Below are 25,983 nucleotides of genomic sequence, written 5' to 3' on the forward strand. Positions count from 1 at the left end.
GGGACGCCGGCGGCTCAGTGCGAGCGGCTCAACCAGCGGCTGCGCGCCTCGAGACCGATTCGAAGCGCCGCTCGCAGCGGCAGCAGATACCACGAGGCGTACTTCCGCGACAGATAGCGGTACGCGCTCTGGTGATGCACCCGCTCCATCGCGCGGGAGTCGTTCGTCGTCGAATGCGCGCCGGTGTGGGTGACGATGGCACTCGGAAGGTAGACGTTCTGCCAGTGCGCCTTCTGCATCCGGGCGCCGAGATCGACGTCCTCGAAGTACATGAAATACTCGGCGTCGAATCCGCCGATGGCGTCGTAGGCGGAGCGGCGCAGAAGCAGGCAGGCACCCGAGAGCCATCCGGTCGCCCGCTCGCGCGTCACGTCCGGCGTCGCGCGATAGACCCGCGTCCACGGGTTGGCGGGCCACATCCGTACGAACAGGGCGTGTCCGAGCCCGACCCGTAACGAGGGCAGCGGACGCGCCGAGGGGTACAGGGCGCCGTCGCCCTCGAGCACCCTGGGTCCGAAGGCACCGCCCTCCGGGTGGGCCGCGGCTCGATCGAGCAGCTCGTCGAGGGCGCCGGGAGTGAACGTCACATCGGGATTCGACGCGAGCACGAACGGGATCTCGGGGTCGAGCTCCTCGATCCCGGCCTCGATGCCGGCGCCGTACCCGACGTTCCTGTCGAGCACCAGGAATCGTGCCCCGTGCTCGGTCGCGATCGCGCGAGCCGGCTCCGGATCCGCCGACGCGTTGTCCACGACGACGACGTCGACCTCGCGGCCGGTCGCCGAGGCCAGTGACGAGAGGAACGCGCGCAGCGTCTCGCCGGTGTTGTAGGTGACGGTGACGACTCCCACGGCGGCCGGGCTCACGGGACCTCGCGGAATTCGGGGGTGGAGTGGACGACACCGACGGACAGGCCGTCGTCGCTGGTGTTGAAGTCGGCCACCTGGCTCGCGTCGTGCAGGTGTCGTCCCGCGAAGTCCATGACCGAGACGTTGATGAAGTACTTTCCGGGGCCGAGTCGCAGGTCATCGAGCACGAGCTGGACCGTGCGGCGGCCGTCGAGCGGTCCGAAGAGCGTCCCCGTGCGCTTGGAGGTGGTCGCATAGACGATCTGCCCCAACTCGCTGCCGATCTGCACGGCACAGATCCAGTCGGCGAGGCCGCTGCGGTCGTCGATGACGGCGCGCACCACGAGGCGGTCGCCGGGCTGTACGGCATCGCCCGCCTGCCGTCCCTGTGCGATCGCGGAGACCTCCACGATGCCTCCGCGCCCCTCGACACCCAGCTCCTCTCGCCGGCGCGATTCGAGGAGGTCGCGGAAGAGCCGCACGGCCACGCTCGGATCCCCGTCGTGCACGACCTCGCCGCGATTGAGCAGAACGACGCGGTCGCACAGCTCCTGGATCTGCGCCATCGAATGACTGACGACGATGATCGTTCGTCCCTCCTCCTGGAAGGACCGGATCTTGTCCATGCACTTGCGTTGGAACGCCTCATCACCGACGCTCAGCACCTCGTCGACGAGGAGCAGATCCGGGTCCGAGTGCACGGCCACCGCGAATGCCAGGCGCACGTACATCCCCGAGGAATAGAACTTGACCTGCGAGTCGATGAACTCGCCGATGGACGCGAACGCGAGGATGTCGTCGAGTCGCGCGTCGGTCTCGGCGCGGCTGAGCCCCAGTATCGAGGCGTTCAGGTACACGTTCTCGCGGCCGGTGAGATCCGGGTGGAATCCGGCGCCCAGTTCGAGCAACGCGGCGATCCGCCCGCGACGCTCCACCGATCCGGTCGTCGGGTCGATGATCCCGCCGAGCACCTTGAGCAGCGTGCTCTTGCCGGAGCCGTTGTGCCCGATCAGGCCGACCGTCGCTCCCGCCCGGATCGTGAGATCGATGTCCCGCAGCGCCCAGAAGTCCTCGCGGTGGCGGCGTCCCAGACGCCCGAGGGTGACCAGCCGCTCCTTGAGGGAGTTGTCCTTGCGCACAACGAAGCGCTTCGATACGTTCTTCGTGCGCACGATGTCGGGGCGCTCGACGGCGGTCACCGGATCAGTCATCGGGGTCGCCTCACAGCTCCTGCGCGAAATTGCCCTGCAGCCGCGAGAACACGCGCTGGAAGACGACCAGCAGCACGAGCCCGACTACGAAGGCGATGACGAGACGCATCAACAGGAGGCCGGGGTAGGGCGTGCTGTCACTCGAGGTCCAGAAGGCCTTCTGGAATGCGAGCACCGACAGCGTGACGGGGTTGTCGGTGTAGATCTCCAGTAGCACTCCGTTGCCCAGCACGTCGCGCACGAACCGCCACGCGTAGACGATCGGCGATGCCCACAGGAGCAGGAGCAGGAGCACCTCGACGAGGTAGCCGATGTCGCGCAGGTAGACGTTGACCGCCGAGAGCAGCAGCCCGAACGCGAGCCCGTAGACGAGGAGCACGAGGATGCCCGGGATCGCGTACAGCAGGTCGACATCGAACGGCACGTGCCAGGTGACCACCGTCGCCAGCAGCAGGATCGCGAGCTGCATGATGAAGTTGAACAGGGCCGAACCGACGCTCGCGATCGGGAACACCTCGCGCGGGAGGTAGACCTTCTTGATCAGGCCCGAGTTGCCGACGATCGAGCTGGTGGCGCTGCCGATGACCTCCGAGAAGAGGCTGTAGGCCGTGAGTCCGGCGAAGATGTACACCGCGAACTCCGGGATGCCCCGCTCCGCCTGCAGGAACTTGCCCACGACGACGTAATAGATGACGAGCTGGGTCAGCGGGCGGATCAGGGTCCAGACGAAGCCGAGGGCGCTGTCCTTGTAGCGCGACTTGAGGTCGCGTCGCACGAGCAGCCCGAGCATCTCGCGGTGCCGCAGGATCTCGCGGAGCGAATGGATCGTGCCGGCCAGCGAGGTGACCGATGCCGTCGAGACGAAGGGTTGCTTGTCGAGCAGTCGGTAGCGATCCTCGGCAGTGGTCATCAGCTCTTCTCGGCCAGGTGGCGGGCCGGGCAAGTATAGCCTCGGGCACTCCGCGAACGTCGGGCGCCCCCTTGGTAGAGTGGGGCGCGTTTTGTCCGCCGTCGAAGGGCCGCCATGCCACAGGCACGACCCGACGTCGTCTCGGTCGTCCTCGTCAACTTCCGCGGTTCCGCCGACACGATCGAGGCGGTCGCGCGGCTCCGCGAGCAGAATTGGCCGGCCGAGCGGCTCGAGATCGTCGTCGTCGAGAACGGATCCGGTGACGACAGTCTCGAACGGCTGCGCGCCGGCGCCCCCGGCGTCGTGCTCGTCGAGTCGGCCGACAACCTCGGGTTCGCCGGCGGATGCAACCTCGGCGTGGCCCGCAGCTCCGGCGGTGTGATCGCCTTCCTCAACAACGACGCGCGTCCGGACCCGGACTGGATCGCGGCCGCGATGCGGGAGTTCGACCGCTCGCCCCGAGTCGGTGCCGTCGCGAGCCGGGTGCTCGACTGGGACGGCAAGCTGGTCGACTACATCGGCTCGGCGATGACCTGGTTCGGCCAGGGGTACAAGCCGTTCACGGCGGAGCCTGCGCCGACCCGGCCGGACGCGGCGCGGGACGTGCTCTTCGGCACGGGATCGGCGATGTTCGTCCGCCGCTCGGCCTACGACGAGCTCGGGGGCTTCGACGAGCGCTTCTTCATGTTCTTCGAGGACGTGGACTTCGGCTGGCGCCTGAACCTGCGGGGATGGCGGTTCGCCTACGTCCCGGAGTCGCTGGCGTTCCACAAGCACCACGCGTCCATGACCTCGTTCGGGGCGCACAAGGAGCAGTACCTGCTCGAGCGCAACGCGCTCTTCACCCTGTACAAGAACGCGTCCGACGAGACGCTCGCCCAGGCGCTCCCCGCGGCCATGGCGCTCGCGGTGCGCCGCGGCATCACGCGGGCCGGCCTCGACTCGGCCGAGTTCGAGCTCACCCGCGGCGGTCCCGACGACGCCGCCGAGACGGTGCCGCGCCAGGGTCTCGTGCCGCTGTACGCCATCGACCGGTTCGTCGAGGAGCTACCCGGCCTGAAGGCCGCGCGCGACGCCGTCCAGGCGAGCCGCGTGGTCTCGGATGCCGCGATCTGGCGGCTGTTCGGCAGCGCCGACGAGCCGGTGCTGCAGGACCCCGACTTCCTGCGCGGATACGAGAACATCGCCGGTGCGTTCGACGTCACCGAACCGCCGACCGCGACGCGCGTTTTGGTGGTGACCGGGGATCCGATCGGTCCGCTTCTGGCCGGCCCTGCCATCCGGGCCTGGAACATCGCCGAGCGCCTGTCGGCCGACAACGACGTGACGCTGCTCACGATGAGCCGTCTGGAGCGGGTCCCGGCGCCGTTCGAGCTCGCGCGCGTGCTGGCCGGCGACGACCGGGCGTTCGCCCGCTACGAGCGCTGGGCCGACGTCATCGTCTTCCAGGGCCAGGCGATGGCCGTCTTCGAGCCGCTGCGCACCACCGACAAGGTCGTCGTCGTCGACATCTACGATCCGATGCACCTCGAGCAGCTCGAACAGGGACGCGAGCTCGGCTCCGTCAACTGGGCCAAGGCGGTCGAGGACGCCACAGACGTGCTCAACCAGCAGCTCGAGCGCGGGGACTTCTTCCTTGTCGCGTCCGAGCGCCAGCGCCACTTCTTCCTGGGCCAGCTCGCCGGGCTGGGCCGGGTGAACCCCTCGACCTACGAGGGCGATCCCGATCTGCGCGGCCTCGTCGACGTCGTGCCCTTCGGGCTGTCCCCGGAGCGCCCCGCGCATCGCGAACAGGTGCTGAAGGGCGTGCGGCAGGGCATCGGCGCCGACGATGCGGTCGTGCTCTGGGGCGGCGGGCTCTACAACTGGTTCGACCCCGCCACCCTGATCCGTGCGGTCGCCGACCTCGCGACCCGGCGCCCGAACGTGCGCCTGTTCTTCCAGGGCACCCGGCATCCGAACCCCGATGTGCCCGAGATGGACATCGTCGCGTCGTCGCGGGAGCTCGCGCAGCAGCTGGGCGTGCTCGACCGCAACGTGTTCTTCAACGACGCCTGGGTCGCCTACGCGGATCGGCAGAACTACCTGCTCGAGGCCGACGCGGGGGTGAGCACCCACTTCGCGCACGTCGAGACCACGTTCTCGTTCCGCACCCGGATCCTCGACTACCTGTGGGCCGGATTGCCCATGGTCGTGACCGCCGGCGACCACTTCGCGGAGCTGGTGGAGCGCGAGGAACTCGGGGTCGTCGTCCCCGCGGAGGACGACGCGGTGCTCGCCGACGCGCTCGAGAAAGTCCTGTTCGACGATGCGTTCCGCGCCCTCGCCCGCGCGAACATCGAGCGGGTGCGCTCGGACTACACCTGGGACCGCGTGCTCGAACCCCTCGTGCGGTTCGTCGCTGAGCCCCATCCCGCGCGCGACCGTGGCGGTGTCGTCAGCGCGTCCGCGCAGCGGGCGCGGCGCCGCCGGTCCCGAAGCGGTCTGCGGCACGACGCCGGACTGGTGCTGCACTACCTGCGTCACGGCGGTCCCCGGGTCGTCCTCTCCAAGGTGAGCCGCCGCCTGCGACGGCGACGGTGAAGGAGAGCGTCCGCACGCGGTGGACGCGGTGGGTCGAGCCGCGATCCGACGGGCTGCCCAACTGGCGGGTTCTCGCGTGGTTCCCCGCGCTCGCAGCGCTCGCGACCGCCGTGCTGATCCTGCTGCGCATCAGCGGCACGTCGTCCGGCATCCACTTCCGCACCTTCGGAACGGGGCACGATCCTCGCCTGCTGCTCGGCACGCCGCGGCTGATCCGCTCCGACGAATGGCTCGACAACCAGGGGTGGACGGTCTCCCAGGCGCACTCGGGGTTCCCCGTCGTCAATCCGGTCTTCCCCGGGGGCATGGATGCCACGGTCCTCCAGGAGCTGCCCACCCGCGACTGGTCGACGGTGTTCCGTCCTCACGAGTGGGGTTACCTGCTGTTCGGCCTCGACACGGGCATCGCCTGGTTCTGGTGGGTCCCCGCACTCGCGCTCGTCGTGGGGGCGTACCTCGCCATCATCACGTTCCTGCCCCGCCGACCTCTGAGCGCGGCTCTCATCGCCGGCGCGGTGTTCTTCTGCCCGACGTTCCAGTGGGACTGGGGGCCCAATGTGCTCTGGCCCGCCGCCTGGGCGCTCCTTGCGATGGCCGCGATCCGGTGGACGCTCGCGACCTCGAAACGCCACGGCGGCTGGGTCTGGGCGGCGATCATCGGCTGGTCCGCCGTGACGACGGCCATGGGGCTGTACGTGCCGTTCATCGTGCCGTGCGTCGCGGTGGTCGTCGCGTTCGCGATCGGCGCGATCGCCCAGCACCGGTCCGAGACGCGCGAGAGCTTCCTCGCCATCGGCCGCCGGCTCATCCCTCTGGCGATCGCGGCGGTCGTCGCGGCCGGGGTGCTGGCCGCCTGGGTCGCGACGCGGGCCGCGACCTTCGCGGCCGCCACCGGGACCTTCTACCCCGGACAGCGCTCCGTGCCATCCGGCCAGCTGCCCGCCGCCGACCCCGGCCTCGCGGGCTCCCTCGGCGCGGTGTTCGGGCAGTCGCTCAACGACGATTCCCTGAACACCGTGCTCGGATCGAGCGCCTCGATCGCCGCCACGGTCCCGCTGTTCGCGGCCTTCGTCATCCCGGGTTTGGTTGTGCTGGTCGTGCGCGGGTTCCGACGCGACCGTCGGATCGACTGGCTTGCCGTCGCCGTGATCGCCATGTGCGTGGTGGTCGCGGTCTACCTCCTCGTGCCAGGCCTGGACTTCGTCGGCAAGGTGCTCCTCTTCGACCGGGTGACGCCGACGCGATGGCGCGTGATCCTCGCCGTGCTGCTGCCCCTCCTCTTCGTCCTGGTGGTACGCCACGTCGATCGGGAGCGGTCCCGGTGGTTCAGCCTGTCGGGGCTCGCGGGTGCCCTCCTCGTGGTCGGCTCGACCGCGTGGGTCGGGCGCGAGATCCTCCGTCACAGCCCGCAGCTGCTGGCGGCCGGTCCGCTCTGGCCCGTCGTCCTGGTGGCCTTCGCCGGCGCGTGCTACCTCGTCTTCGTGCGTCGCGGCGTTCCGGTCGCCGCTGCTCTGCTGCTCGTGACCTGCGTCGGGATCGGCGGTGGCGTGAACCCCGCGTACGTCGGCGTGTACGACCTGAACGACACTCGCACGGGCCAGGCCATCGATCGCATCGACGCGCGAGATCCCGGCACCTGGGTCGGTGTGGGCGGCGCTGAGATGATGGCGCTCGTGATGGAGACCGGCGTCCGGGGGTACAGCGGCCTGCAGACGTATCCGCCGGCGAAGATGTGGTCTCAGATCGACCCCGACCGTTCGGAGTACTCGGTCTGGAATGCACTTGCCCACGTCTTCTGGCAGTGGGGACCGGGCGCGCCGAAGGTGCAGCAGTACCGCCAAGACACGATCGTGAACACCCTGGATCCCTGCTCGGCCTTTGCGCAGCGGCACGTCGACTACGTCGTGAGCGACACCGCCGCCCCGGATGCCACCTGCCTCACCCGGATCGGCCGCATGTCGGAGGGGGCCTCCCGGGTCTGGATCTACGAGGTGACGAGGAGGTGAGGCGAGTGATCGAGGGCTACCGCCGATGGGTGGAGCCGCGCGCCTGGGGCCTGCCGAATTGGCGGGTCGTCACGTGGTTCCCCCTCCTCGCGGTGCTCGGCTCGGTGCTGTTCATCGTGCTCGAGATCAGCGGGACCTCGTCGGGCGCCTACTGGATGTCGTTCGGCACCGGCACGGACCCCAACGCGCTCCTCGGCGGTCCGCGGCTGATCCGCTCCGACGAATGGCTGGTGCAGCAGAGCTGGATCATCTCGCAATCCCGCCAGGGCTTTCCCTCGGTCAACGAGACGTTCCCCGGCGGCATGGACGCGACGGTGCTCATGGAGCTGCCGAACACGGACTGGTCGACCCTGTTCCGTCCGCACATGTGGGGCTACCTCCTGCTCGGGCTGCAGCACGGCTCGGCATGGCAGTGGTGGATCCCGGCCCTCGGACTCGTGAGCGGCGCCTACCTGCTCCTCGTCGTGCTGATGCCGCGTCGCCCGCTCACCGCGGCCCTGGTGGCGACCGCGGTGTGGCTCTCGCCGATCTTCCAGTGGTGGTACGGACCCAACTCGCTCTGGCCGACCGCGTGGGCCCTTCTCGCACTCGCCGGAACGATCTGGATGCTGCGGGACGACCGCCTCTGGCCCCGGATCGTCTGGGCGGTGGTGATCGGGTGGCTCGCGGTGACGGCCGCGATCGGGCTGTACGTGCCGTTCCAGGCCCCGCCGGTGCTGATCTTCGTGTTCTGCTTCGTCGGGCTGGTCCTCAACGAGAGGCCCTGGCGGAAGGGCCGGCTGCGGCGCGCCGTGACGCGACTCGCGCCCCTGCTGATCGCCGGGGCCGCGGCGATCGGCGTCGTCGTGACCTGGGCGCTGACGCGCTCGTCGGTGCTCACGGCCGTGCAGTCGACCGTCTACCCCGGCGCCCGTTCCGACCCCACCGGCCAGCTCCTGAACCAGGACCCGACCCTGCTCGGGATCGCGGGCGCGCCGTGGGGGCAGACCTTCTCGACGGTCGGAGCGCCGACCGCGCTGGGCCCGAATCCATCGGAGTCGGCGACCGCCATCCTGCTCGCGGTGTTCGTCGTGCCCGGACTGATCTACCTCGTGGTGCGCGCCGTGCGCCGCGGGAGCCGGGTCGACTTCCTCGACATCGCGGCGATCGCGGTCCTGCTCGTGGTGCTCGCGTTCCTGCTCGTGCCCGGCTGGGATCCCGTGGCTCGTCTGCTCCTGCTCGACAAGGTGCCGGTCGCGAGACTCCGAGTGGCGTTCGCGGCGCTGCTACCTCTGTACTTCGCGCTCGTGGTTCGGCGGGTGGACGAGATGCCATCGCGCCGGCTAGCGATCGTCGGGGGGATCTCGGGGCTCGCCGTCGCGATCCTCACGGTGGTGCTGTGGCGGGAGCTGGCGGCCGTGAGCCCCGCCGTCCTCCAGGCCGCGCGACTCTGGCCCGTCGCCGCTGTCGCGATCGTCGCGACGGTGTGCCTGACCTTCGTCCCGCGTGCCGCCCCGGTCGCCGCCGGGACGCTCCTCGTCGCGTCGCTCGTGATCGGGGCGGCCGTCAATCCGTTCTACCGGGGCGTCTACGACCTCAACACGACCCACGTGGGCAAGGCGATGGATGCGGTCGAGAAGGCGAAGCCCGGAACCTGGGTCGGAGTCGGATCGTATCTCACCATGGCCCTCGTCATGCAGACCGGGGTGCGGGGTTTCGACGGCGTGCAGACGTATCCGCCCGAGAAGATGTGGCACGAGATCGACCCCGGCGATACCGACGAGCAGGTCTGGAACCGGCTCGCCCATGTGCGGTGGACCTGGGGCTCGGGGGAGCCCGACTTCGCGGACCCCCAGCGCGATCAGATCCTCGGTAACTTCGACGCGTGCTCGGCGTTCGCCCAGAAGTACGTCGACTACGTCGTCAGTGACGAGGCTCCGCCCGCCCGGTCGTGCCTGAAGGTGCTCGACGACGTCGACCAGGGCGCGACCGAGATGCAGATCTACCGCGTCGTCCCCGGCGTGCGAAAGGGAGCACCATGAGTTCGAGCCCGAATGTCCTGGTGACCGGCGGCGCCGGCTTCATCGGCTGCGCCCTCGCCGAACGCTGGGCGGACCGGGCCGATCGCTGGGTCGCCTTCGACAACCTTCACCCGCAGGTGCACGCGGGCCGGCGACGGCCCGAGGCTCTCGCGCAGCGAGCGGAGCTGGTGATCGGGGATGTGACCGACCCGGGGGAGTGGGACCGGCTGCTCGAGGGCTTCCGTCCCGATGTCGTGATCCACCTCGCCGCCGAGACCGGCACGGCGCAGTCGCTCTCGGAGGCGACCCGTCACGGCATGGTCAACGTCGTCGGAACGACGGCGATGCTCGACGCCTTCGGGCGAGCCGGGTGGACCCCGGGGCACGTCGTGCTCGCCAGCAGTCGCGCCGTGTACGGCGAGGGCCAGTGGCGACGCTCCGACGGCTCGCTGTTCTCGCCCGGCCAGCGCTCGCACGCCCAGCTCGCGGCGGGCGAGTGGGATTTCGCCGACGCGACCCCCCTGCCCAGCCGCGCCGATCGCACGCCCCCCGCGCCGACCAGCGTGTACGGGGCCACCAAGCTCGCGCAGGAGCACCTGCTGATGGCGTGGGCCGGCGCGCACGACGTGATCACGACCGTCTTCCGGCTGCAGAACGTCTACGGTCCGGGCCAGTCGCTCACGAACAGTTACACCGGGATCGTCTCGCTGTTCTCGCAGCTCGCGCGCCGCGGGGAGTCCATCCCGCTCTACGAGGACGGCGCGATCACCCGCGACTTCGTGCTCATCGACGACGTCGCCGACGCGATCGCGTCGGTGCTCGATCGTGCCGATGCGCCCGCGGGGCCGCTCGACATCGGCACCGGAGTGGCGACGACGATCAGCGACCTGGCTCGTTCGATCGCCGAGTTCCACGGGGCACCGGCTCCGCACCTGACCGGAAAGTTCCGGGACGGCGATGTGCGCCACGCGGCCTGCGAGATCGCGCCGACCGAGGAGGCGCTCGGCTGGGCGCCGCGGTTCGATCTCACCGCGGGTGTCGCCGCCCTGCAGGAGTGGATCGACCGGGTCGATCCGCGCTGAATCTAGACTCGACGTGCCCGCGAACGGAAGAGACATGAGCGAAACCCCCCGCAAGAAGGCCGTGATCACTGGCATCACCGGCCAGGACGGCAGCTACCTCGCCGAGCTTCTGCTCGACAAGGGCTACGAGGTGCACGGCTTCATCCGCCGCGCCTCGACGTTCAACACCGAGCGGATCGACCACATCTACCAGGATCCGCACGTGCAGGACCACCGCCTCTTCCTGCACTTCGCCGACCTCACCGACGGGTCGCGCCTGACGACGCTTCTGCATGAGATCAACCCCGACGAGGTCTACAACCTCGCAGCCCAGTCGCACGTGCGGGTGAGCTTCGACGAGCCGGAGTACACGGGGCAGTCGACCGGCCTCGGCACCGTCCGTCTCCTCGAGGCGATTCGCGCGGCGGGGGTCTCGCCGCGGTTCTACCAGGCGTCGAGCTCAGAGATGTTCGGGGCGACACCGCCGCCGCAGAACGAGCTCACGCCCTTCTACCCGCGCTCGCCCTACGGGGTGGCGAAGGTCTACTCGTACTGGATCACCCGCAACTACCGCGAGGCGTACGGGCTGTTCGCGGTCAACGGCATCCTCTTCAATCACGAGTCGCCGCGCCGTGGCGGTACGTTCGTCACCCGCAAGATCACCCGGGCGGTCGCGCGCGTCGCCGCCGGCGTGCAGTCCGAGCTCTACCTCGGCAATCTCGACGCCGTGCGCGACTGGGGCTACGCCCCCGAGTACGTCGAGGCCATGTGGCGCATGCTGCAGCACGACGAGCCCACCGACTACGTGGTCGCCACGGGAGCGGCCTACACCGTGCGCGACTTCCTCCGGTTCTCGTTCGAGCACGCCGGGCTGGACTGGGAGAAGTACGTGCGCTTCGACGAGCGCTACCTGCGGCCGACGGAGGTCGACTCGCTCATCGGCGACCCGACGAAAGCGGCCGAGCTGCTGGACTGGGTGCCCAAGATCCACACGCCGCGCCTGGCGCAGATCATGGTCGACGCCGACCGTGCCGCCCTGGAGATCGAGGGCGCGCACCACGTCGACGTCGTCGCGACCCGGTGAGAGTCGTCCTCACCGGGGCCGGTGGGATGCTCGGCTCCAGCATCGTGCGGTCGTGGGCGAGGCAGCGTCCCGGTGACGAACTCGTGCCCTTCACGCGCGAGCGCGTCGACCTGTGCGACGCGGCGGCCACGGCGGCGGCGCTCGCCGAGGAGCGGCCGGATGCCGTCATCCACGCCGCCGCTCGCGTCGCCGGCATCGCCGACAAGCTCGCCGGACCCGATCGCTTCCTCGCGGAGAACCTCCGCATCGACGACGCGGTGATCTCGGGCGCGGTCGCCGCCGACGTGCCCGAACTCCTCTACGTCTCGAGCGGAGCCATCTATCCGGCGGACGCCGAGCAGCCGATCCGGGAGGACGCGGCTCTCACCGGCTCCCTGGAGCCGGCCAACGAGAGCTACGCCTTGGCGAAGATCGTCGGGGGCCGCCGCTGCGCCTACCTCAGCGCCCAGCACGGATACGCCTACCGGGTCGCCATCCCCAGCAACCTGTACGGGCCCGGCGACGACTTCTCCGCGGGACGCGCGCACCTCGTGCCCGCGGCGATCGCGAAGGCGCACGCCGCGGTCGTCGACGGCTCGTCGTCGATCGAGGTGTGGGGCGACGGCACGGCGCGTCGCGAGTTCACCTACGCGGGCGACCTCGCAGACTGGCTGGTGACCCAGATCGGAGGCCTCGCCGGATGGCCGGCGGCGCTGAACCTGGGCGCCGGAGCCGACCACACGGTGCGCGAGTACTATGAGCTGGCTGCGGAGGTGACCGGGTTCACGGGAGACCTCGTCTTCGATTCGACCAAGCCCTCCGGAGTCGCCCGCCGCCTCCTCGACTCATCGGCTGCGGCCGCCCTCGGCTGGACGGCGCCCACACCGCTCCCGGCCGGCTACGCCGAGTCCTACGCCCAGTACCTCGCCTCGGAACGGAAGGCCTCGCGATGACCGACCCCGCTCGGGAGACCCACCCCGCCCTCCCGCTCGCGACGTCCTCGTGGGACGACGCCGAGTACGACGCGATCCGGCAGACCGTCGACAGCGGCCGCTTCACGATGGGCCCGAAGGTGCGGCAGTTCGAACGCCACTTCGCCGATCTGTTCGGCGCTCGGCATGCCGTCATGGTCAACTCGGGTTCCAGCGCGAACCTCCTCGCGGTCGCGGCGGCGGTGCTCGACCCCCGTATCGACCTGAACGCCGGCGACGAGGTGCTCGTGCCCGCGGTGTCCTGGGCGACCACCTACTCGCCCCTCGCGCAGTACGGGCTGCGGATGCGCTTCGTCGACGTCGACCTCGACACCCTCAACATCGACCTCGACCTGGTCGAGACGGCGGTGACGCAGGCGACCAAGGCGATCTTCGCGGTCAACCTGCTCGGCAACCCGATCGCATTCGGCCGGCTGCGCGAGATCGCGGACCGGCATTCGCTCGTGATCCTCGAGGACAACTGCGAATCGCTGGGCGCGCGGGCCGACGGCGTCTGGGCGGGCACGGCGGGGCTGATGGGCACATTCAGCGCGTTCTTCTCCCACCACATCTCCACCATGGAGGGTGGGGTCGTCCTCACCGACGACGAGCAACTGCACCAGGAGCTCGTGTCGCTGCGCGCCCACGGATGGACGCGGGAGCTGCCCGAAGACAACCACGTGTTCCCGAAGACGGGCGAGGAGTTCGACGACCTGTTCCGTTTCGTGCTCCCCGGATACAACGTGCGCCCGCTCGAGATGAGCGGTGCCATCGGAATCGAGCAGGCCAAGAAGATCCCGGGCCTCGTGGCCGGTCGCCGCGAGAACGCGGCCCATTTCGTCGACCGGTTCGCGGATGCGCCGTTCGTGCGCATCCAGCGCGAGACCGGAGAGAGCAGCTGGTTCGGCTTCTCGTTCATCCTCGAGGGCCCTCTCGCCGGCCGCCGTCCCGAGGTCGTCGAGGCACTCGTCGCCGCGGGGGTCGAGTGCCGCCCGATCGTCGCCGGCAACTTCACCCGCAATCCCGTCATGCGCCACTACGACGCCGTCGTGCCAGAGGCACTGCCCGCGGCCGACCGCGTGCACGTCGACGGACTGTTCATCGGCAACCACCACTTCCCGGTCCACGAGGGGATCGACCGGGTGCACGAGGTGCTCGCCGGCCTGGCGCGGTGACGTTCCACATCCTCCTGCCGTTCTACGGCCGGCCGGATCACCTCCGGCTGGCGGTCGAGAGCGTGCTCGCGCAGACCGACCCGGATTGGCGTCTCACCGTCGTCGACGATCGGTATCCCGACGAGGCACCCGGAGAGTGGGTGCGCTCCCTCGGCGATCCGCGGATCGAATACGTGCGCAACGAGCAGAACCTGGGCGTCAGTCGTAATTACATCGAGTGCGTCTCCCGCATGGAGGGCGAGTTCTCCATGCTCTTCGGTTGCGACGACATCATGCTGCCCGGCTTCGTGGCACGTGTCACGGAGCTCCTGCGCGAGCATCCGGATGCGGCGATCGTGCAACCGGGCGTCGAGGTCATCGACAGCGACGGCTCCGTCTACCTGCCGCTGCCGGACAGGTTGAAGTGGATGCTGCGGTTCCGGGGCACGGGAGCGCGTGTCTACGCGGGGGAGGAGCTCGCGGCGAGCCTGCTGCGCGGCAACTGGACGTACTTCCCGTCGCTCGTCTGGCGGGTGTCGGAGCTGCGCCGATATGGATTCGAGCCCGACCTCGACGTGGTGCAGGACCTCATCATGCTGCTGGACATCGTCGCGGACGGGGGTTCGCTCGTGCTCGACGACCGCGTGGTGTTCCAGTATCGGCGGCATCGCGCGAGCGTGTCGTCGGCGAAGGCGGTGGATGGCAGCCGCTTCGTGCAGGAGCGCCGGCTATTCGACTCCGAGGCCTCACGATTCGCCGCGCTCGGGTGGAACCGGGCGGCCGCGGCGGCCCGGCGTCACTGGTCGTCGCGACTGCACGCGCTCACCCGTCTGCCGGCGGCGATCCGGGGCGGATCGGCGAGCGGCGTGCGCATCCTGCTGCGTCACGGGCTGGGCGGACGCGACCCGGGAGCGGCCTGAGCCGCGGAATGTACCCCGGTCGGGTGCGGAGCGAACTTCCCGTAATTGCTCTAGGACGACGTGGTTGCCGGCCCACATGAACGGCGCCGTGCCCCTCGTGAGCGGATCGGCGTCGACCCGGCCGGGCGGTGTTCGGCCGGTCGCTGCACGAGTCGCAGCGACTCTCGGGCTCGGACCGGTTCGAGACCGGCGATAAACCACGAGGCCCACACGGCCGACACCGTCTCCCTGGCGACGGGCTAAACCTCTCCGACGAGGCCGATACCCGGAGAGGACACCACACAGCACGCCTAAATCTTCGTCAACGGCGGGGCCTTCGCCAGGGCTGCCGCCCACCGCGATTGCTCCGCGCTGCCGCCGGCGAACACAACGCCGACTGCAATGACTCGCCACCTGGCCTCAGGCGCAGGCCTGGGTCCAGCTCTACCACCCGCACTGCGGCGACAGCGTCGACTCTGACGCGGACAATGATCACATCGAGTGCGAGAGTCCTCCTGGTCGCAAATCCTTGAGGGTGTTGCGCGCGATGCTCGGGTTCCCAATCGCCGCGAAGCGTCAAACCCTACGCCAACCGGGCAGGTTGCTACCCGATCGAGACCTTGGGGTAAAACGGTGTCTCGCTCCCGTAGAAGACCCGACCGGTAACGACCAGCGTTGGCGGCGTGCCCGCCCACTCCGCACAGCCCACACTCTGAGCGAGCTGGCGGATCGTGTTGCCGGGCACCGCGGCGAGTCGCAACGGGACCTGGGAACCGGTGGGAGCGCCCCCGCCCGCGTTGCCGTTGTCGTCGTAGCCTCCGAACCAGAGCAGGTTGTGTCGCTGGTAGGCGGTCAGGGGCCGGATCGGGCCAATGCCGCTGTCGAGAAATGCCCATCCGCTGGGAATCACCCCGTCAGTCGATGCGGAGGTGGTCAAGTAAAGGACGCTCATGTCGTCATCGTCTCCTGTCAGTTGCGGTTCGCTGGACGAGTAAGCAGGCCGGCGATAGACCGGCGAATCGAAGTTGTTGCCTTCATTCACGCGAGTCCCCATTGGCGGGGCCCCTGTCGAGACCCGGTTGCCGTCGAGGATTCGGATTCCGCCGCTGACCTGAGACACGAAACCGATGTGGTACGTGCCGAAGACCGCCAGGTCTCCGACCTGCGGCGATGCGCTGGCTGGAAGGAAATTGAAGTCCGTTGCGTACGTGCGTTCGCCATATCCGAGCCCTCGAAGGCACCAGGACACGTACCACGCGCACCAATCCGCGTCTGGGTAGTTGGACCAGGGAGGCGTCGTAAGGGGTCGCATCTGAGACAGGGTCATATTCAAGTACGAGCGGCCTGCCGCAATGACACCAGCCGCGCTTACCGATGCCGCAAATGCGGGGGACGCCAGCGTTCCTAAGCCAAGGACCGTCCCTGTGATGGCCGCGGTTCCGCCGACGAGCAGCGTGCGACGTGAGAGTGGGAGTCCAGGCTCAACCATAAGGCTTCATTTTTTCATGAAGGCCGAACCTGTCTACCCCCCCTTCGGGGCCAGGTAGGCACGGAGCTCGCTGTAGTGCCCAGGGACGTTGTTTGATCTGGATGCCCTGATGTGACGAGAACCTCCTCGGCAAAGTGGAGCGGCTACTACTCGCTCTGGCCCAGGAGGTTCTCGTGTCTCACGGTGATGCGACCCTGACGCCGCGTCATCGGCTTCGTCTTGCTCGCCAGATCGTTGATGAGGGGTGGTCAGTCGCGGCGGACTTCTTCCGGGTGTCGTATCCGACCGCGGCGAAGTGGGCCAAACGCTATGTCGAGCTCGGCGCTGACGGGATGGCTGACCGATCGTCGCGTCCGCATTCGCATCCGAACAAGACTCCGCAGCCGGTGGAAGAAGATCGTGCATCTGTCGATCCGGAAGCGGCTGGGTCCGGTGCAGATTGCCGGACGGCTCGGGATGTGGCGTCAACCGTTCACGCGGTGCTGGTCCGTTGCCGCCTGAACCGGCTCTCGCATGTCGATGTGAAGGCCGGAGAACGGGCCCGCCGTTACAAGCACGAGTTGCCAGGTTCGTTGATACATGTCGATGTGAAGAAGCTCGGCATCATTCCCGATGGCGGCGGCTGGCGGGTCGTCGGCAAGCAGCAAGGCGACCGGAACCGGGGCGGCGACTCCGGGCAAGGCCTGCAGCAAGCATCGCGGTGTGCTGATGCGGCACGTATTCGTGCACACCGTCATCGAGGACCACTCCTGCGCCGCCTACGACGAGATCCACGACAACGAAACCGCAGCCACCGCGATCGGAGTCCTCCAACGAGCCGTGTCATGGTTCGCCGACCGCGGCATCACGGTCCAGAGGGTGCTGTCCGACAACGGCTCCGCCGACAAATCCCACGCCTGGCGCGACGCTTGCATGGGCCTCCACATCACCGCGAAAAGACCCGTCCCTATCGCCCGCAAACCAACGGCACGATCGAACGGTTCCACCGAACCCTCGCCGACGGCTGGGCCTTCAGCCGCCACTGCAACAAACGAATCAGCCCGCCGAGCCGCACTCCCAGCCTGGCTGCACTTCTACAATCACCACGACCCCCCGCCACCGGCAAGCTCCCGCCCATCAGTAGACTCAACAACCTGCCTGGGCACTGCAGCTAGCCGAATTCGGCCATGATCCGGCGGATGTCGCCGGCATCGCCCCAGGTGCCGGGCGAGTCGTACGGCCGATCCGGGTAGGCGCCGAACTCGAGCGTGATCGGCAGCCGGTTGGTGTCGATGAAGCCCTGCACCGCGTCGGCCAGCGACATCGGATCGCCGGTGCAGCAGTTGATCGTGCCGGTCACCCCGGGCGCAGTGGCGGCCACGGCGATCTGGCGGCCGAGTTCGGCCACGTCGATGAAGTCGTAGAGGTTCTTGCCCGACGTGAACGGGAACGTCGTCTGCCCCCGGTCGACGGCTTCGAGGATGCGCGTGAAAATCGACTGGTTGTTCCGGTCATCGCCGTAGATGTAGTAGCAGCGCAGCCACTGCAGCTCGACACGGTCTCGCAACGCGATGTCGGTGGAACGGCGGAGCGCGTCCTTCGCGACCCCGTAGAGCGAGAGCGGGTTCGTCGGAGTGTCCGCCTGGATGGCTCCCTCCCAGTAGCCGACCTCGTGCATCGTGCCGAGAACGGCGATCCGTCCCACGCCCGAGTCGGCCAGCCCGGTCAGGAAGCGGAAGTGATCGGTGAGCCGCAGCAGGTGCGACGGCGCATTGTGGGTGAAGCCGTCCTGCCAGGCGAGATGGATGGCGGTCGCGGGTGCGGGGCTCCCGAGGTCGGCCAGCCGGAAATCCGGATCGAGCACGTCGGCGGCGACGACCGTCGCACGCGGGTCGACGTCGGCCCTCGAGCCGGGTCGCACGGTGGCGACGACCTGCGCACCGCGATCCAGCAGCGCTTTCACGACGTGACGTCCGACGTATCCGGCAGCGCCAGTCACCAGGACGGTGGTGGCAGACATGGTGCTCCTGATCGCTTGCGGCGGGCGGCGCAGCAATCCCGCAGGTGCGCCTCGCGTACGATCAGACTATCGATCGGCGTCGGCGCGCCCTCCTGTCGCCACAGCCCCCTCTCTTTGGAACCATGCATCTATGAGGACTGAGACGACGTTCCCGCCCGGAAGGCGACGCGTCCTCTTCTACCTCTTCTACGACGTGCGCGGTGTCGTCGACGACTACATCCCGTACAAGCTCGAGCGGTTGCGGCCCTTCGCCGATCACATCGTCGCGATCGTCAACGGGATCATCACCGCCGAGAGCCGCGGGCGACTCGCAGCCGTGACCGACGAGATCTTCCAGCGCGAGAACGTCGGGTTCGACGCCTGGGGCTACAAGGAGGCTCTTGACGCCTTCGGAGAGGATCGGCTCGCCGACTACGACGAGGTGCTGCTCGTTAACTACACCTGGTTCGGGCCGGTCCGCGATCTCGCGCCTCTCTTCACGCAGATGGATGGTCGCGAACTCGATTTCTGGGGGATCACCGACCATGGCGCGGTGGAGTCTCACCCGCGCAATCCACGCCTCGCGCTGCCGGTGCACATCCAGTCGCATTGGATCGCGGTCCGGCGCCGCATGGTCGCCTCCGATGCGTGGCGGCGCTACTGGCGCGACATGCCGCGCGTCGTGTCGTACGACGACTCGATCACGCGGCACGAGACCCGATTCACCCCCTATTTCGCCGAGGCCGGGTTCACATGGGCAGTCGCCTACCCGCACGAGAACTACGCGGCCACCCCGCACCCCGCGTTCGACGCCGCCCTGCAGCTGCTGTCGGACGGCTGCCCCGTGCTCAAGCGCCGGCCCTTCTTCCACGATCCGCTCTATCTCGATCGGGAGGCGATCATCGGGCGCTTGCTGCTCCAGTCGGCGACCGCGGAGGGCTATCCGGCCGACCTGATCCTGCAGAACCTCGCCCACACGGCAGCGCCGAAGATCCTCAACACCTCTGCGTCGCTGCTCGAGATCCTTCCGGACCGGATGGACGGCTACGATCCCCGGAAGCCGTTCCGGATCGCCGCCGCCGTGCACGTCTACTACCTCGACCTCGCCGACGAGCTGCTCGACCGCCTGGAGATGCTGCCGTCGAGCTATGACCTGTACGTCACCACGAGCGACGAGGAGAAGGCCGAGACTCTGCGGGGAATCCTCGATCGCCGCGACGATGTGCGGAGGGACAGGACCGAGGTGCGGGTCGTTGGATCCAACGACGGCCGCGACATCAGCGCCCTCTTCGTCGGCCTGCGCGACGTCCTGATCGGTGGTCGCTACGACCTGATCGTGAAGGTCCACTCCAAGCGCTCGACGCAGGAGAAGGCGGCGGTGGGCGACTTCTTCCGAGCGCAGCAGCTGGATAATCTGCTCAAGTCGCCGGGCTATGCGGCGAACCTGCTGGGCCTGTTCCAGCGTGAGCGCGGGCTGGGTCTCGTCTTCCCTCCCACCGTGCACATCGGGTTCCCGACGCTCGGCGGCGCCTGGTTCACCAACAAGGATCGGGCGGCCGAACTGCTCGCCCGGCTCGACGTGCACATTCCGCTCGATGAGATCTCACCGCTTGCGCCGCTGGGATCGATGTACGTCTTCCGCCCGCAGGCTCTGCTGCCGTTGACCCGCATCGAGTGGACGTGGGACAACTACTCCGACCAGGGCTACGCGGATGGCGGCCTTGCGCACGTGCAGGAGCGGATCCCGGCGTATGTCGCCGGTGAAGGCGGGTACCACGCGCGCACGGTCGCCAATGCCGAGTACGCGGCGATCAGTCACACCTTTCTCGAGTACAAACTCGACCAGCTCAGCGCACCTGTGCAGGGGTACGCCATCGACGAGGTGGTGGACGCCCGGTTGCACGCGGACACCTACCGCCGGGTCGGGACCCGGCTCGGCTATCTCAAGGACTATCTCGTGCGCTACCACCCGTCGACGGTCCGGGCACTCGTCCGGCTCCGCAACGGGCTGCGATCGATGGCCGGTCGCTCGGTGCGAGAGACGACGGTGCGATGACGGCGACCCAGGCTGCGACCACCGAGCGGCCCGCCGCGGCTCGCCCGCGTCCGCGCGAGAAGACCCTCCTCGAGGTCCAGGCGCTCCGCGCGCTCGCCGTCCTGCTTGTCGTCGCTTACCACCTCTGGCCCGGCAGGATCGGCGGCGGGTTCATCGGCGTCGACGTGTTCTTCGTCATCTCGGGTTTCCTCATCACGGCGCACCTCCTGCGGGAGTACCAGCGCGACGGTCGGATCCGGATCACCGCCTTCTGGGGTCGCCGCATCCGCCGCCTGCTGCCGGCAGCGTTCCTCGTCCTCGCCGCGTGCGTCGTGGCGGCGTTCACCGTCCTTCCCGCCGTCGTGCGGGAGCAGACGCTTCGCCAGGTCGCCGGAGCGTCGGTCTACGTGCTCAACTGGCTCCTCGGGTTCGACTCGGTCGACTACCTGGCCCAGAACAATCAGGCCACGGTGGTCCAGCACTATTGGACGCTCTCGGTCGAGGAGCAGTTCTATGTCCTGTGGCCGATCCTCCTGATCCTCGCCGGGCTGCTTCTCACGCGCGTGTTCCGCGTCCGGGTCCGCCCGGCGACGTGGTTCGGCGTCCTCGCGTTCGCGGTGGTGATCGCCTCACTCGCCTACTCGATCTACTTCACGTTCGTCACGCCCGCGTTCGCGTACTTCTCGACGTTCACCCGTGCATGGGAATTCGCGGCCGGCGCGTGCCTCGCCGCCCTTGTCGCGCGACGGCCCGAGGCGCTGCATCGGCTGCGCGCAACGCCCGTGATCGGGTCGGGCCTGCTGACCGTCGTCGGCGGCCTCGTGATCCTCGTCTCCGCGTTCGTGCTCAATGGCCAGATGCCCTTCCCGGGATGGCTCGCCGCGATCCCCGTGGTGGGCACGCTTTTCGTGATCACGGGCGGCATGCCGCGGTGGCGCCCCGTGGCGGGCGTGGTCGCCTGGAGGCCGACGCAGTTCGTCGGCGACATCTCCTACTCGCTGTATCTGTGGCACTGGCCGATCGTGACCGCCCTCGTACTGGTGCTGGGACGCCGCCCGCACTGGTACGAAGGTCTCGTCATCCTCGCGGCGAGTCTCGTGCTCGCCACCCTCTCGAAGTACCTCGTGGAGGATCCGGTACGACTCAGTCGTCGTTTCTCTCGCCGAGTGCTCCCCGCATTCGTCTTCGCGGTGTGCGGCGGCCTGCTGTTCGGCTCGGTGGTGGTTGGAGATCGCGTCGTCTCGGCCCAGCAGCTCGTGGCGCATCAGGCGGTCATCACCCACGAGGTCAACGATGGCTCCGGGTGCTTCGGCGCGAACGCGCTGCTCGGCGACGGTCATTGTGCGAACACGTTCAAGCTCACGCCATCGGTGGACCTGAACGCCGCCAGCAAGGACCTCGACACGGCGCACTGGTGCCTCACCTGGTATGACAAGGACTGGTCCAGCTGCGTGTTCGGCGATCCGAAGGCGACCAAGGGGACGATGGCGGTCGTCGGAGACTCGCACGCGGCGGCGATGATCTCGGCGCTGAGCGACTACTACGCCCAGAAGGGCTGGAAGATCGTCAGCTACACCCGGTTCGGGTGTCCGGGCCTGTTCCAGACCATCCCCGCCGTGGAGGGACCGACTCTGGAGGATCAGCAGCAGTACTCGTGCCGGGTCTGGACCAAGCGGGTGCGTGACGAGCTTGCCTCGCGCACCGACATCACGAAGGTGCTGTTCCTGAACTTCACGAGCGGCTATCTCGTGCCGCAGCAGCACTACAGCCTGACCACGAACGACGTGGTGGAGACCTGGAAGCAGATCCTGGCCGAGGGCAAGTCGGTGTACGTGATCAAGGATTGGCCTCGCACAGTGGGCGAGAGCATCCCGGTGTGCCTGGCCTCGCATGTGGGAGAGACGGCGCCGTGCTCCGTACCGCGCTCACAGGGCATCGTGCCCACACCGGAGGACGCGGCGCTCCAGCAGCTCGGGTCCGCCGTGAAGAGCGTCGACATGAGCGACGCGTTCTGCGACGCCGCTCGCTGCTACTCGGTGATCGGCGGCGTCGTCGTCTACGCCGATGTCAACCACATCTCGGGGACGTACGCGCGCACGATCATGCCCTATCTCGGCAAGCGGCTCGGCATCTCCTGAGCCGCTTCGGATTCCACGCGAGGCCGCAGTGACGCACGCGCGGCCGCGTCAGCGCCGGCCGACCAGCCGTCGCGCCAGTCCGAAGACCGGGACGATGACCCGGCGTGTGATGCGATACGAGGACGAGGAGCGGATGTCGTCGAGCTCGGCACGGACGCGGCCGTAGTCGTCGACGACGTCGAAGTACCGCGTGCGCCACTCGTCGCGCTCGACCTCCAGCTCTCTTCGCTTCTCGCGTTCCAGGGTGACCCAGCGGATGAGAGACGAGCGCCTTCCGGGATGAACCGACTCCGCGAGGGCCGTCTCCAGCAGGGGCCGCACCAGTTCCGCCCGCGCCACAGCGCTGTGCTGCGCCACGACCACGTCGCGCAGTCGTGCGGCCCGTGCGCGCGTCGCCGCGGGGTCGGCCACGAGCTCGCCCACGATGCGCGCGAGATCCTCGGGGTCGCGATACACCGGCACCTCGTCGAGTCCCAGCTCGGCCAGGCCGTTCCCGGTGTTCGTCACGACCATCGCGCCGCAGGCGAGGGCGTCGAAAAGCCGGCTGTTCTGATTGCCGTAGCGCGCCGCCGAGTCGATGACGTCGTCGACGACGACGAGCCACCGCGAGTAGATGCCGGGCAGCGAGAAGTAGTCGACGGCATCCCGGTGGTCGATGCGGCCGCTCAGCCGGAGGTGCCGCGAGTTGGCGCCGAACCAGGTGACCGGGTTCTGCTCGGCGACGTGCTCCAGGGCGGCCGTCAGCCCCCGCTCCACCCCCCAGAAGTTCGCCGTCGCCACGATCTCGGGGGCGCGTGAGTCCTCATCCGACGGGCGGAAGAGCTCGGTGTCGGTCGCGATCGGCACGACGTGCACGGGACCGTCGAAGCACTGCCGCATGCGCTGCGCCGACGCCTCGGAGCTGCACCAGATCTGCGAGAACTCGTCGAGGTAGGGCAGCTCCGCCCAATGGTCCGCCCAGTTGCGCACCCAGGCGATCGCCTTGGTGCGCGGACGGATCATGCCGGGAACGAACGACTCGATCATGACGATCGCGACGTCGACGTCGTCCGGCGACTCGTCGACCAACCGCGGCGTCGGCCACAGCGAGACGCCCCACCCGGCCGCGAGCAGCCCGCGCCCGAGACTCAGCGCGACGAACAGGTCGCCGCGACCGTCGGACAGCTCGTCGGTCGACACGCAGAACATGACGTTGCCGCGGTCACCGGCTCGGTGCTCTCCGTCGACGATCGACTGGTAGAGCTCGCGGGCGGCGTCGTCGAGCGGGAGATCCGACGACGGATCGCTGCGAAGGGGCATCGGCGCCGTCCTGCTCAACTGTGGGGGTGCTGCATGCTATCGCACGGCGCGACGGCGCACGGACATGGCTCGACGGGGATCGGCGAGCGCCCGATCGAAGGCGCTCAGGGTCGCATCGGCGGTCTTCTGCCATGTGAAGAGGGCCGTGCGGGCACGGCCGAGGGTCGAGAGCTCGGCGAGCCAGTCGGGCTCCGCGGCCGCCTTCAGCATGGCCGCGGCGATCGAGCGGTCGTCCGTCGGGTCGAAGTAGCCGACGGCCTCGCCGCCCACCTCGTGATAGACGGGGATGTCGGACATCAGCACGGGTAGCCCGACCAGCATCGCCTCGAGCGCCGGCAGGCAGAAGCCGTCGCAGTAGTTCGGCACCATCAGCGCGCTGGCGTGCTCGTACAGCCACTGGAGCTCGGTCTCGTCGACCCAGCCCTTCAGCTCGACGGCGTCCCCCACCCCGAGATCGTCGACCAGGGGACGCAGCGGGTCGTCGCCGCGGCTGCCGGTGATGATCAGACGGGGCCGCTGGTCGACCGGGATCGTCGCCATGGCTCGCACGAGGCCTGCGAAGTTCTTGTGGGGCAGCCGGTTGCCCACGGCCAGCAGCAGGTCGCGCTCGCGCGGTCCCGGATCGCCGGAGACCTGCACCGGCATCGTGCCGGCGAGCGGGATGACGTCGACGGCATCCCGCGGGAACCTCAGGTAGCGCCCGATGTCCTCCGCCGACGCGACGCTGTCGGTGAGGATCAGGGTCGCGTTGCTCGCCGCCCGCTTCTCGAGCCAGCGCATGGGGCGGGTGTAGAACGGCGTCGCCATCAGCTCCGGCGCGCGGAAGTACAGCATGTCGTGCATCGTGTAGACGGCGGGCATGCGCGAGCGCCACGGTCCGAGGGTCGCCGGCGCGTGGATGAGGTCGGCTCCGCGCCGCCGGGCGGCACGCGACACCATGAACAGCTCGGCGAACGCCCACGCGTAGCGGTTCTCGCCGCTGAACCCCGAGGAGATGACCTCGCCGGGGAACCAGCTGTGGTCGCGCTCCATGAACTCGGTGCTGCCGAAGCCGATGAACTCGTGGCCCGTGTCACGGCGGCCGAACTCCCGATAGAGCTCACGCGCGTACGTCTCCATACCGCCCTTCGTGCCGGTGTACGACATGAAGTTGACCAGAACGCGCGCCACGGATCAGCTCTTGTGGTCGATCGAGAGGATGCCGAGGAACATGCCGGCCATGATGGTCTGGGCGCCGAGGATCATCAGCAGCGCTCCCGGCACCGCGAGCCGGACGGTCTGCGCCGTGTCGAGGGCGCCGAAACCGGACGCGGCCCAGGCGATGAACTGCGCGACGGCGATGCCCAGCCCCACCACGAACGCGATCACGCCGACGAGCACGCTGCTCTCGACCGAGATGCGCTGGGCGATGGCCGAGAAGAGGCGGCTGCGCGGCAGAGCGAATCCCTCGCGCTGGCCGTACGCCTTGGTGAGGAACCAGAACACGACGCCCTGGTACCCGACGATCGCCAGCGCGGAGAGGTAGAGCTGACTCGAGACGTCCAGGCCCACACCGCCCACGGCGACCGGACCGAACAGGAGCGCCAGCGAGCCCACCACGCCGAGGATGAGGGCGACCATCCCGGGGTACAGGAACAGCCACTTGGGGCTGAAGATCAGCAGGAACCGCAGGTGCCGCCACCCGTCGCGCCAGCTGCGCAGGTGCGGCGGGCGGCTGCGCCCGTCCTTCTTGAGCGTCGTGGGGACCTCGCCGATGCGGAGCCCCGCGAGCGTCGACTTGACCACGAGCTCGCTCGCGAACTCCATGCCGGTGGTGCGCAGCCCGAGGTCGAGGATGGCGTCGCGATCGAAGCCGCGGAGGCCGCAGTGGAAGTCGCGGATCCTGCTGCGGAACAGCACGCGGCCGAGCCAGGAGAGCACCGGATTGCCCAGGTACCGGTGAAGGGGCGGCATGGCCCTGGGCGCGATGCCGCCGCGGAAGCGGTCGCCCATGACGAGCTTGTCGCCCGCGCGGAGCGCCTCGACGAACAGGTCGAGGTGCGCCAGGTCGTAGCTGTCGTCGGCGTCGCCCATGATCACGAACCGGCCGCGGGCGGCCTCGATGCCTCCCATGAGCGCGCTGCCGTAGCCCTTGCGCGGGATGTCGATGACGCGGGCGCCGTGATCGGCGGCGATGCGCTGCGATCCATCGGTGGACCCGTTGTCCGCCACGATCACCTCGCCCGCGACGCCGGAGCGCTCGAGATAGGAGCGCGCCTTGTCGACGCAGATCGCGAGCGTCTCCGCCTCGTTCAGGCACGGCATGACGATCGACAGTTCGAGCTGATCCGTCGCCATG

18 protein-coding genes and 2 pseudogenes are annotated in these 25,983 nt (G+C 68.8%); 11 read left to right on the forward strand and 9 right to left on the reverse strand.

The window, feature by feature from the left end; all coding sequences use genetic code 11:
• Positions 1 to 14: 14 nt before the first annotated feature.
• The 3 genes from ABD285_RS07155 to ABD285_RS07165 are packed head-to-tail and all read right to left on the reverse strand — an operon-like array spanning position 15 to position 2,969.
• Positions 15 to 866 (reverse strand): glycosyltransferase family 2 protein, encoded by an 852-nt coding sequence (locus ABD285_RS07155; protein ID WP_284253250.1) that lies wholly within the window; start codon positions 864 to 866, stop codon positions 15 to 17.
• Complete coding sequence (locus ABD285_RS07160; RefSeq protein ID WP_284253248.1) at positions 863 to 2,059, reverse strand: ABC transporter ATP-binding protein; 1,197 nt, start codon at positions 2,057 to 2,059, stop codon at positions 863 to 865. Before ABD285_RS07160 ends, ABD285_RS07155 begins: the two co-directional genes overlap by 4 nt.
• A gap of 10 nt (positions 2,060 to 2,069) precedes the next feature.
• Positions 2,070 to 2,969, reverse strand: a complete 900-nt coding sequence (locus ABD285_RS07165) for an ABC transporter permease (protein ID WP_284253247.1) — start codon at positions 2,967 to 2,969, stop codon at positions 2,070 to 2,072.
• A 114-nt stretch (positions 2,970 to 3,083) separates the two neighbouring features.
• Here ABD285_RS07165 and ABD285_RS07170 point away from each other — a divergent pair, with 114 nt between their 5' ends.
• The 8 genes from ABD285_RS07170 to ABD285_RS07205 are packed head-to-tail and all read left to right on the forward strand — an operon-like array spanning position 3,084 to position 14,727.
• Positions 3,084 to 5,552, forward strand: coding sequence for a glycosyltransferase (locus ABD285_RS07170; protein ID WP_344201506.1), 2,469 nt, complete (start codon positions 3,084 to 3,086; stop codon positions 5,550 to 5,552).
• On the forward strand, positions 5,549 to 7,558 hold the full coding sequence (locus ABD285_RS07175; protein WP_284253244.1) for a DUF7657 domain-containing protein: 2,010 nt from the start codon (positions 5,549 to 5,551) through the stop codon (positions 7,556 to 7,558). The genes ABD285_RS07170 and ABD285_RS07175 overlap by 4 nt, the downstream gene beginning before the upstream one ends.
• Complete coding sequence (locus ABD285_RS07180; protein ID WP_344201509.1) at positions 7,555 to 9,579, forward strand: DUF7657 domain-containing protein; 2,025 nt, start codon at positions 7,555 to 7,557, stop codon at positions 9,577 to 9,579. The genes ABD285_RS07175 and ABD285_RS07180 overlap by 4 nt, the downstream gene beginning before the upstream one ends.
• Positions 9,576 to 10,640 carry an NAD-dependent epimerase/dehydratase family protein gene (locus tag ABD285_RS07185; protein ID WP_344201512.1) on the forward strand — a complete coding sequence of 355 codons (1,065 nt, stop codon included), beginning with the start codon at positions 9,576 to 9,578 and terminating at the stop codon, positions 10,638 to 10,640. Before ABD285_RS07180 ends, ABD285_RS07185 begins: the two co-directional genes overlap by 4 nt.
• A 34-nt stretch (positions 10,641 to 10,674) precedes the next feature.
• A complete protein-coding gene (gene gmd, locus ABD285_RS07190) occupies positions 10,675 to 11,703 on the forward strand; it encodes a GDP-mannose 4,6-dehydratase (protein WP_344201515.1) in 1,029 nt (342 codons plus the stop codon).
• On the forward strand, positions 11,700 to 12,635 hold the full coding sequence (locus ABD285_RS07195) for an NAD-dependent epimerase/dehydratase family protein (protein WP_284253239.1): 936 nt from the start codon (positions 11,700 to 11,702) through the stop codon (positions 12,633 to 12,635). Before gmd ends, ABD285_RS07195 begins: the two co-directional genes overlap by 4 nt.
• Positions 12,632 to 13,828, forward strand: a complete 1,197-nt coding sequence (locus ABD285_RS07200; RefSeq protein ID WP_284253238.1) for a DegT/DnrJ/EryC1/StrS family aminotransferase — start codon at positions 12,632 to 12,634, stop codon at positions 13,826 to 13,828. The genes ABD285_RS07195 and ABD285_RS07200 overlap by 4 nt, the downstream gene beginning before the upstream one ends.
• Complete coding sequence (locus ABD285_RS07205; RefSeq protein WP_284253237.1) at positions 13,825 to 14,727, forward strand: glycosyltransferase family 2 protein; 903 nt, start codon at positions 13,825 to 13,827, stop codon at positions 14,725 to 14,727. Before ABD285_RS07200 ends, ABD285_RS07205 begins: the two co-directional genes overlap by 4 nt.
• Positions 14,728 to 15,310: 583 nt before the next feature.
• Here ABD285_RS07205 and ABD285_RS07210 read toward each other — a convergent pair.
• Together ABD285_RS07210 and ABD285_RS16985 are read right to left on the reverse strand one after the other, a co-directional pair.
• Entirely contained in the window at positions 15,311 to 15,748 is a 438-nt protein-coding gene (locus ABD285_RS07210) for a hypothetical protein (protein WP_284253236.1), read from the reverse strand.
• A gap of 48 nt (positions 15,749 to 15,796) precedes the next feature.
• A pseudogene (locus ABD285_RS16985) lies at positions 15,797 to 16,195 on the reverse strand (CHAP domain-containing protein); the annotation flags it as partial.
• 173 nt (positions 16,196 to 16,368) lie between these two features.
• Between ABD285_RS16985 and ABD285_RS07215 the strand changes: the two are divergent.
• Positions 16,369 to 17,349, forward strand: a pseudogene (locus tag ABD285_RS07215) (IS481 family transposase).
• Here ABD285_RS07215 and ABD285_RS07220 read toward each other — a convergent pair.
• On the reverse strand, positions 17,346 to 18,194 hold the full coding sequence (locus ABD285_RS07220; RefSeq protein ID WP_284253235.1) for an NAD-dependent epimerase/dehydratase family protein: 849 nt from the start codon (positions 18,192 to 18,194) through the stop codon (positions 17,346 to 17,348). The pseudogene ABD285_RS07215 and the gene ABD285_RS07220 sit on opposite strands and share 4 nt — an antisense overlap.
• A gap of 130 nt (positions 18,195 to 18,324) precedes the next feature.
• Here ABD285_RS07220 and ABD285_RS07225 point away from each other — a divergent pair, with 130 nt between their 5' ends.
• Both ABD285_RS07225 and ABD285_RS07230 read left to right on the forward strand, forming a co-directional pair.
• Positions 18,325 to 20,229 (forward strand): rhamnan synthesis F family protein, encoded by a 1,905-nt coding sequence (locus ABD285_RS07225; protein ID WP_344201521.1) that lies wholly within the window; start codon positions 18,325 to 18,327, stop codon positions 20,227 to 20,229.
• Positions 20,226 to 22,346 (forward strand): acyltransferase family protein, encoded by a 2,121-nt coding sequence (locus ABD285_RS07230; protein WP_284253232.1) that lies wholly within the window; start codon positions 20,226 to 20,228, stop codon positions 22,344 to 22,346. Before ABD285_RS07225 ends, ABD285_RS07230 begins: the two co-directional genes overlap by 4 nt.
• 48 nt (positions 22,347 to 22,394) lie before the next feature.
• Here ABD285_RS07230 and ABD285_RS07235 read toward each other — a convergent pair whose 3' ends face one another.
• Genes ABD285_RS07235 through ABD285_RS07245 form a run of 3 tightly spaced genes read right to left on the reverse strand, consistent with a single transcriptional unit; the run spans position 22,395 to position 25,982 of the window.
• Positions 22,395 to 23,645 (reverse strand): glycosyltransferase family protein, encoded by a 1,251-nt coding sequence (locus tag ABD285_RS07235; protein ID WP_344201524.1) that lies wholly within the window; start codon positions 23,643 to 23,645, stop codon positions 22,395 to 22,397.
• Between the two features lie 36 nt (positions 23,646 to 23,681).
• Complete coding sequence (locus tag ABD285_RS07240) at positions 23,682 to 24,815, reverse strand: glycosyltransferase family 4 protein (RefSeq protein WP_284253228.1); 1,134 nt, start codon at positions 24,813 to 24,815, stop codon at positions 23,682 to 23,684.
• 3 nt (positions 24,816 to 24,818) lie between these two features.
• Positions 24,819 to 25,982, reverse strand: coding sequence for a glycosyltransferase family 2 protein (locus ABD285_RS07245; RefSeq protein WP_284253227.1), 1,164 nt, complete (start codon positions 25,980 to 25,982; stop codon positions 24,819 to 24,821).
• Position 25,983 lies beyond the last annotated feature (1 nt).

This window comes from Pseudolysinimonas kribbensis (assembly GCF_039531715.1).
In the GTDB taxonomy this organism is placed as follows: Bacteria; Actinomycetota; Actinomycetes; order Actinomycetales; family Microbacteriaceae; genus Pseudolysinimonas; species Pseudolysinimonas kribbensis.

What these genes read in the sequence shown, in the direction of transcription:
- ABD285_RS07160 (WP_284253248.1), bottom strand. Translation starts at nt 2,059, where the DNA reads ATGACTGATCCGGTGACCGCCGTCGAGCGCCCCGACATCGTGCGCACG.
- ABD285_RS07165 (WP_284253247.1), bottom strand. Translation starts at nt 2,969, where the DNA reads ATGACCACTGCCGAGGATCGCTACCGACTGCTCGACAAGCAACCCTTC.
- ABD285_RS07170 (WP_344201506.1), top strand. Translation starts at nt 3,084, where the DNA reads ATGCCACAGGCACGACCCGACGTCGTCTCGGTCGTCCTCGTCAACTTC.
- ABD285_RS07185 (WP_344201512.1), top strand. Translation starts at nt 9,576, where the DNA reads ATGAGTTCGAGCCCGAATGTCCTGGTGACCGGCGGCGCCGGCTTCATC.
- gmd (WP_344201515.1), top strand. Translation starts at nt 10,675, where the DNA reads ATGAGCGAAACCCCCCGCAAGAAGGCCGTGATCACTGGCATCACCGGC.
- ABD285_RS07200 (WP_284253238.1), top strand. Translation starts at nt 12,632, where the DNA reads ATGACCGACCCCGCTCGGGAGACCCACCCCGCCCTCCCGCTCGCGACG.
- ABD285_RS07220 (WP_284253235.1), bottom strand. Translation starts at nt 18,194, where the DNA reads ATGTCTGCCACCACCGTCCTGGTGACTGGCGCTGCCGGATACGTCGGA.
- ABD285_RS07225 (WP_344201521.1), top strand. Translation starts at nt 18,325, where the DNA reads ATGAGGACTGAGACGACGTTCCCGCCCGGAAGGCGACGCGTCCTCTTC.
- ABD285_RS07230 (WP_284253232.1), top strand. Translation starts at nt 20,226, where the DNA reads ATGACGGCGACCCAGGCTGCGACCACCGAGCGGCCCGCCGCGGCTCGC.
- ABD285_RS07235 (WP_344201524.1), bottom strand. Translation starts at nt 23,645, where the DNA reads ATGCCCCTTCGCAGCGATCCGTCGTCGGATCTCCCGCTCGACGACGCC.
- ABD285_RS07245 (WP_284253227.1), bottom strand. Translation starts at nt 25,982, where the DNA reads ATGGCGACGGATCAGCTCGAACTGTCGATCGTCATGCCGTGCCTGAAC.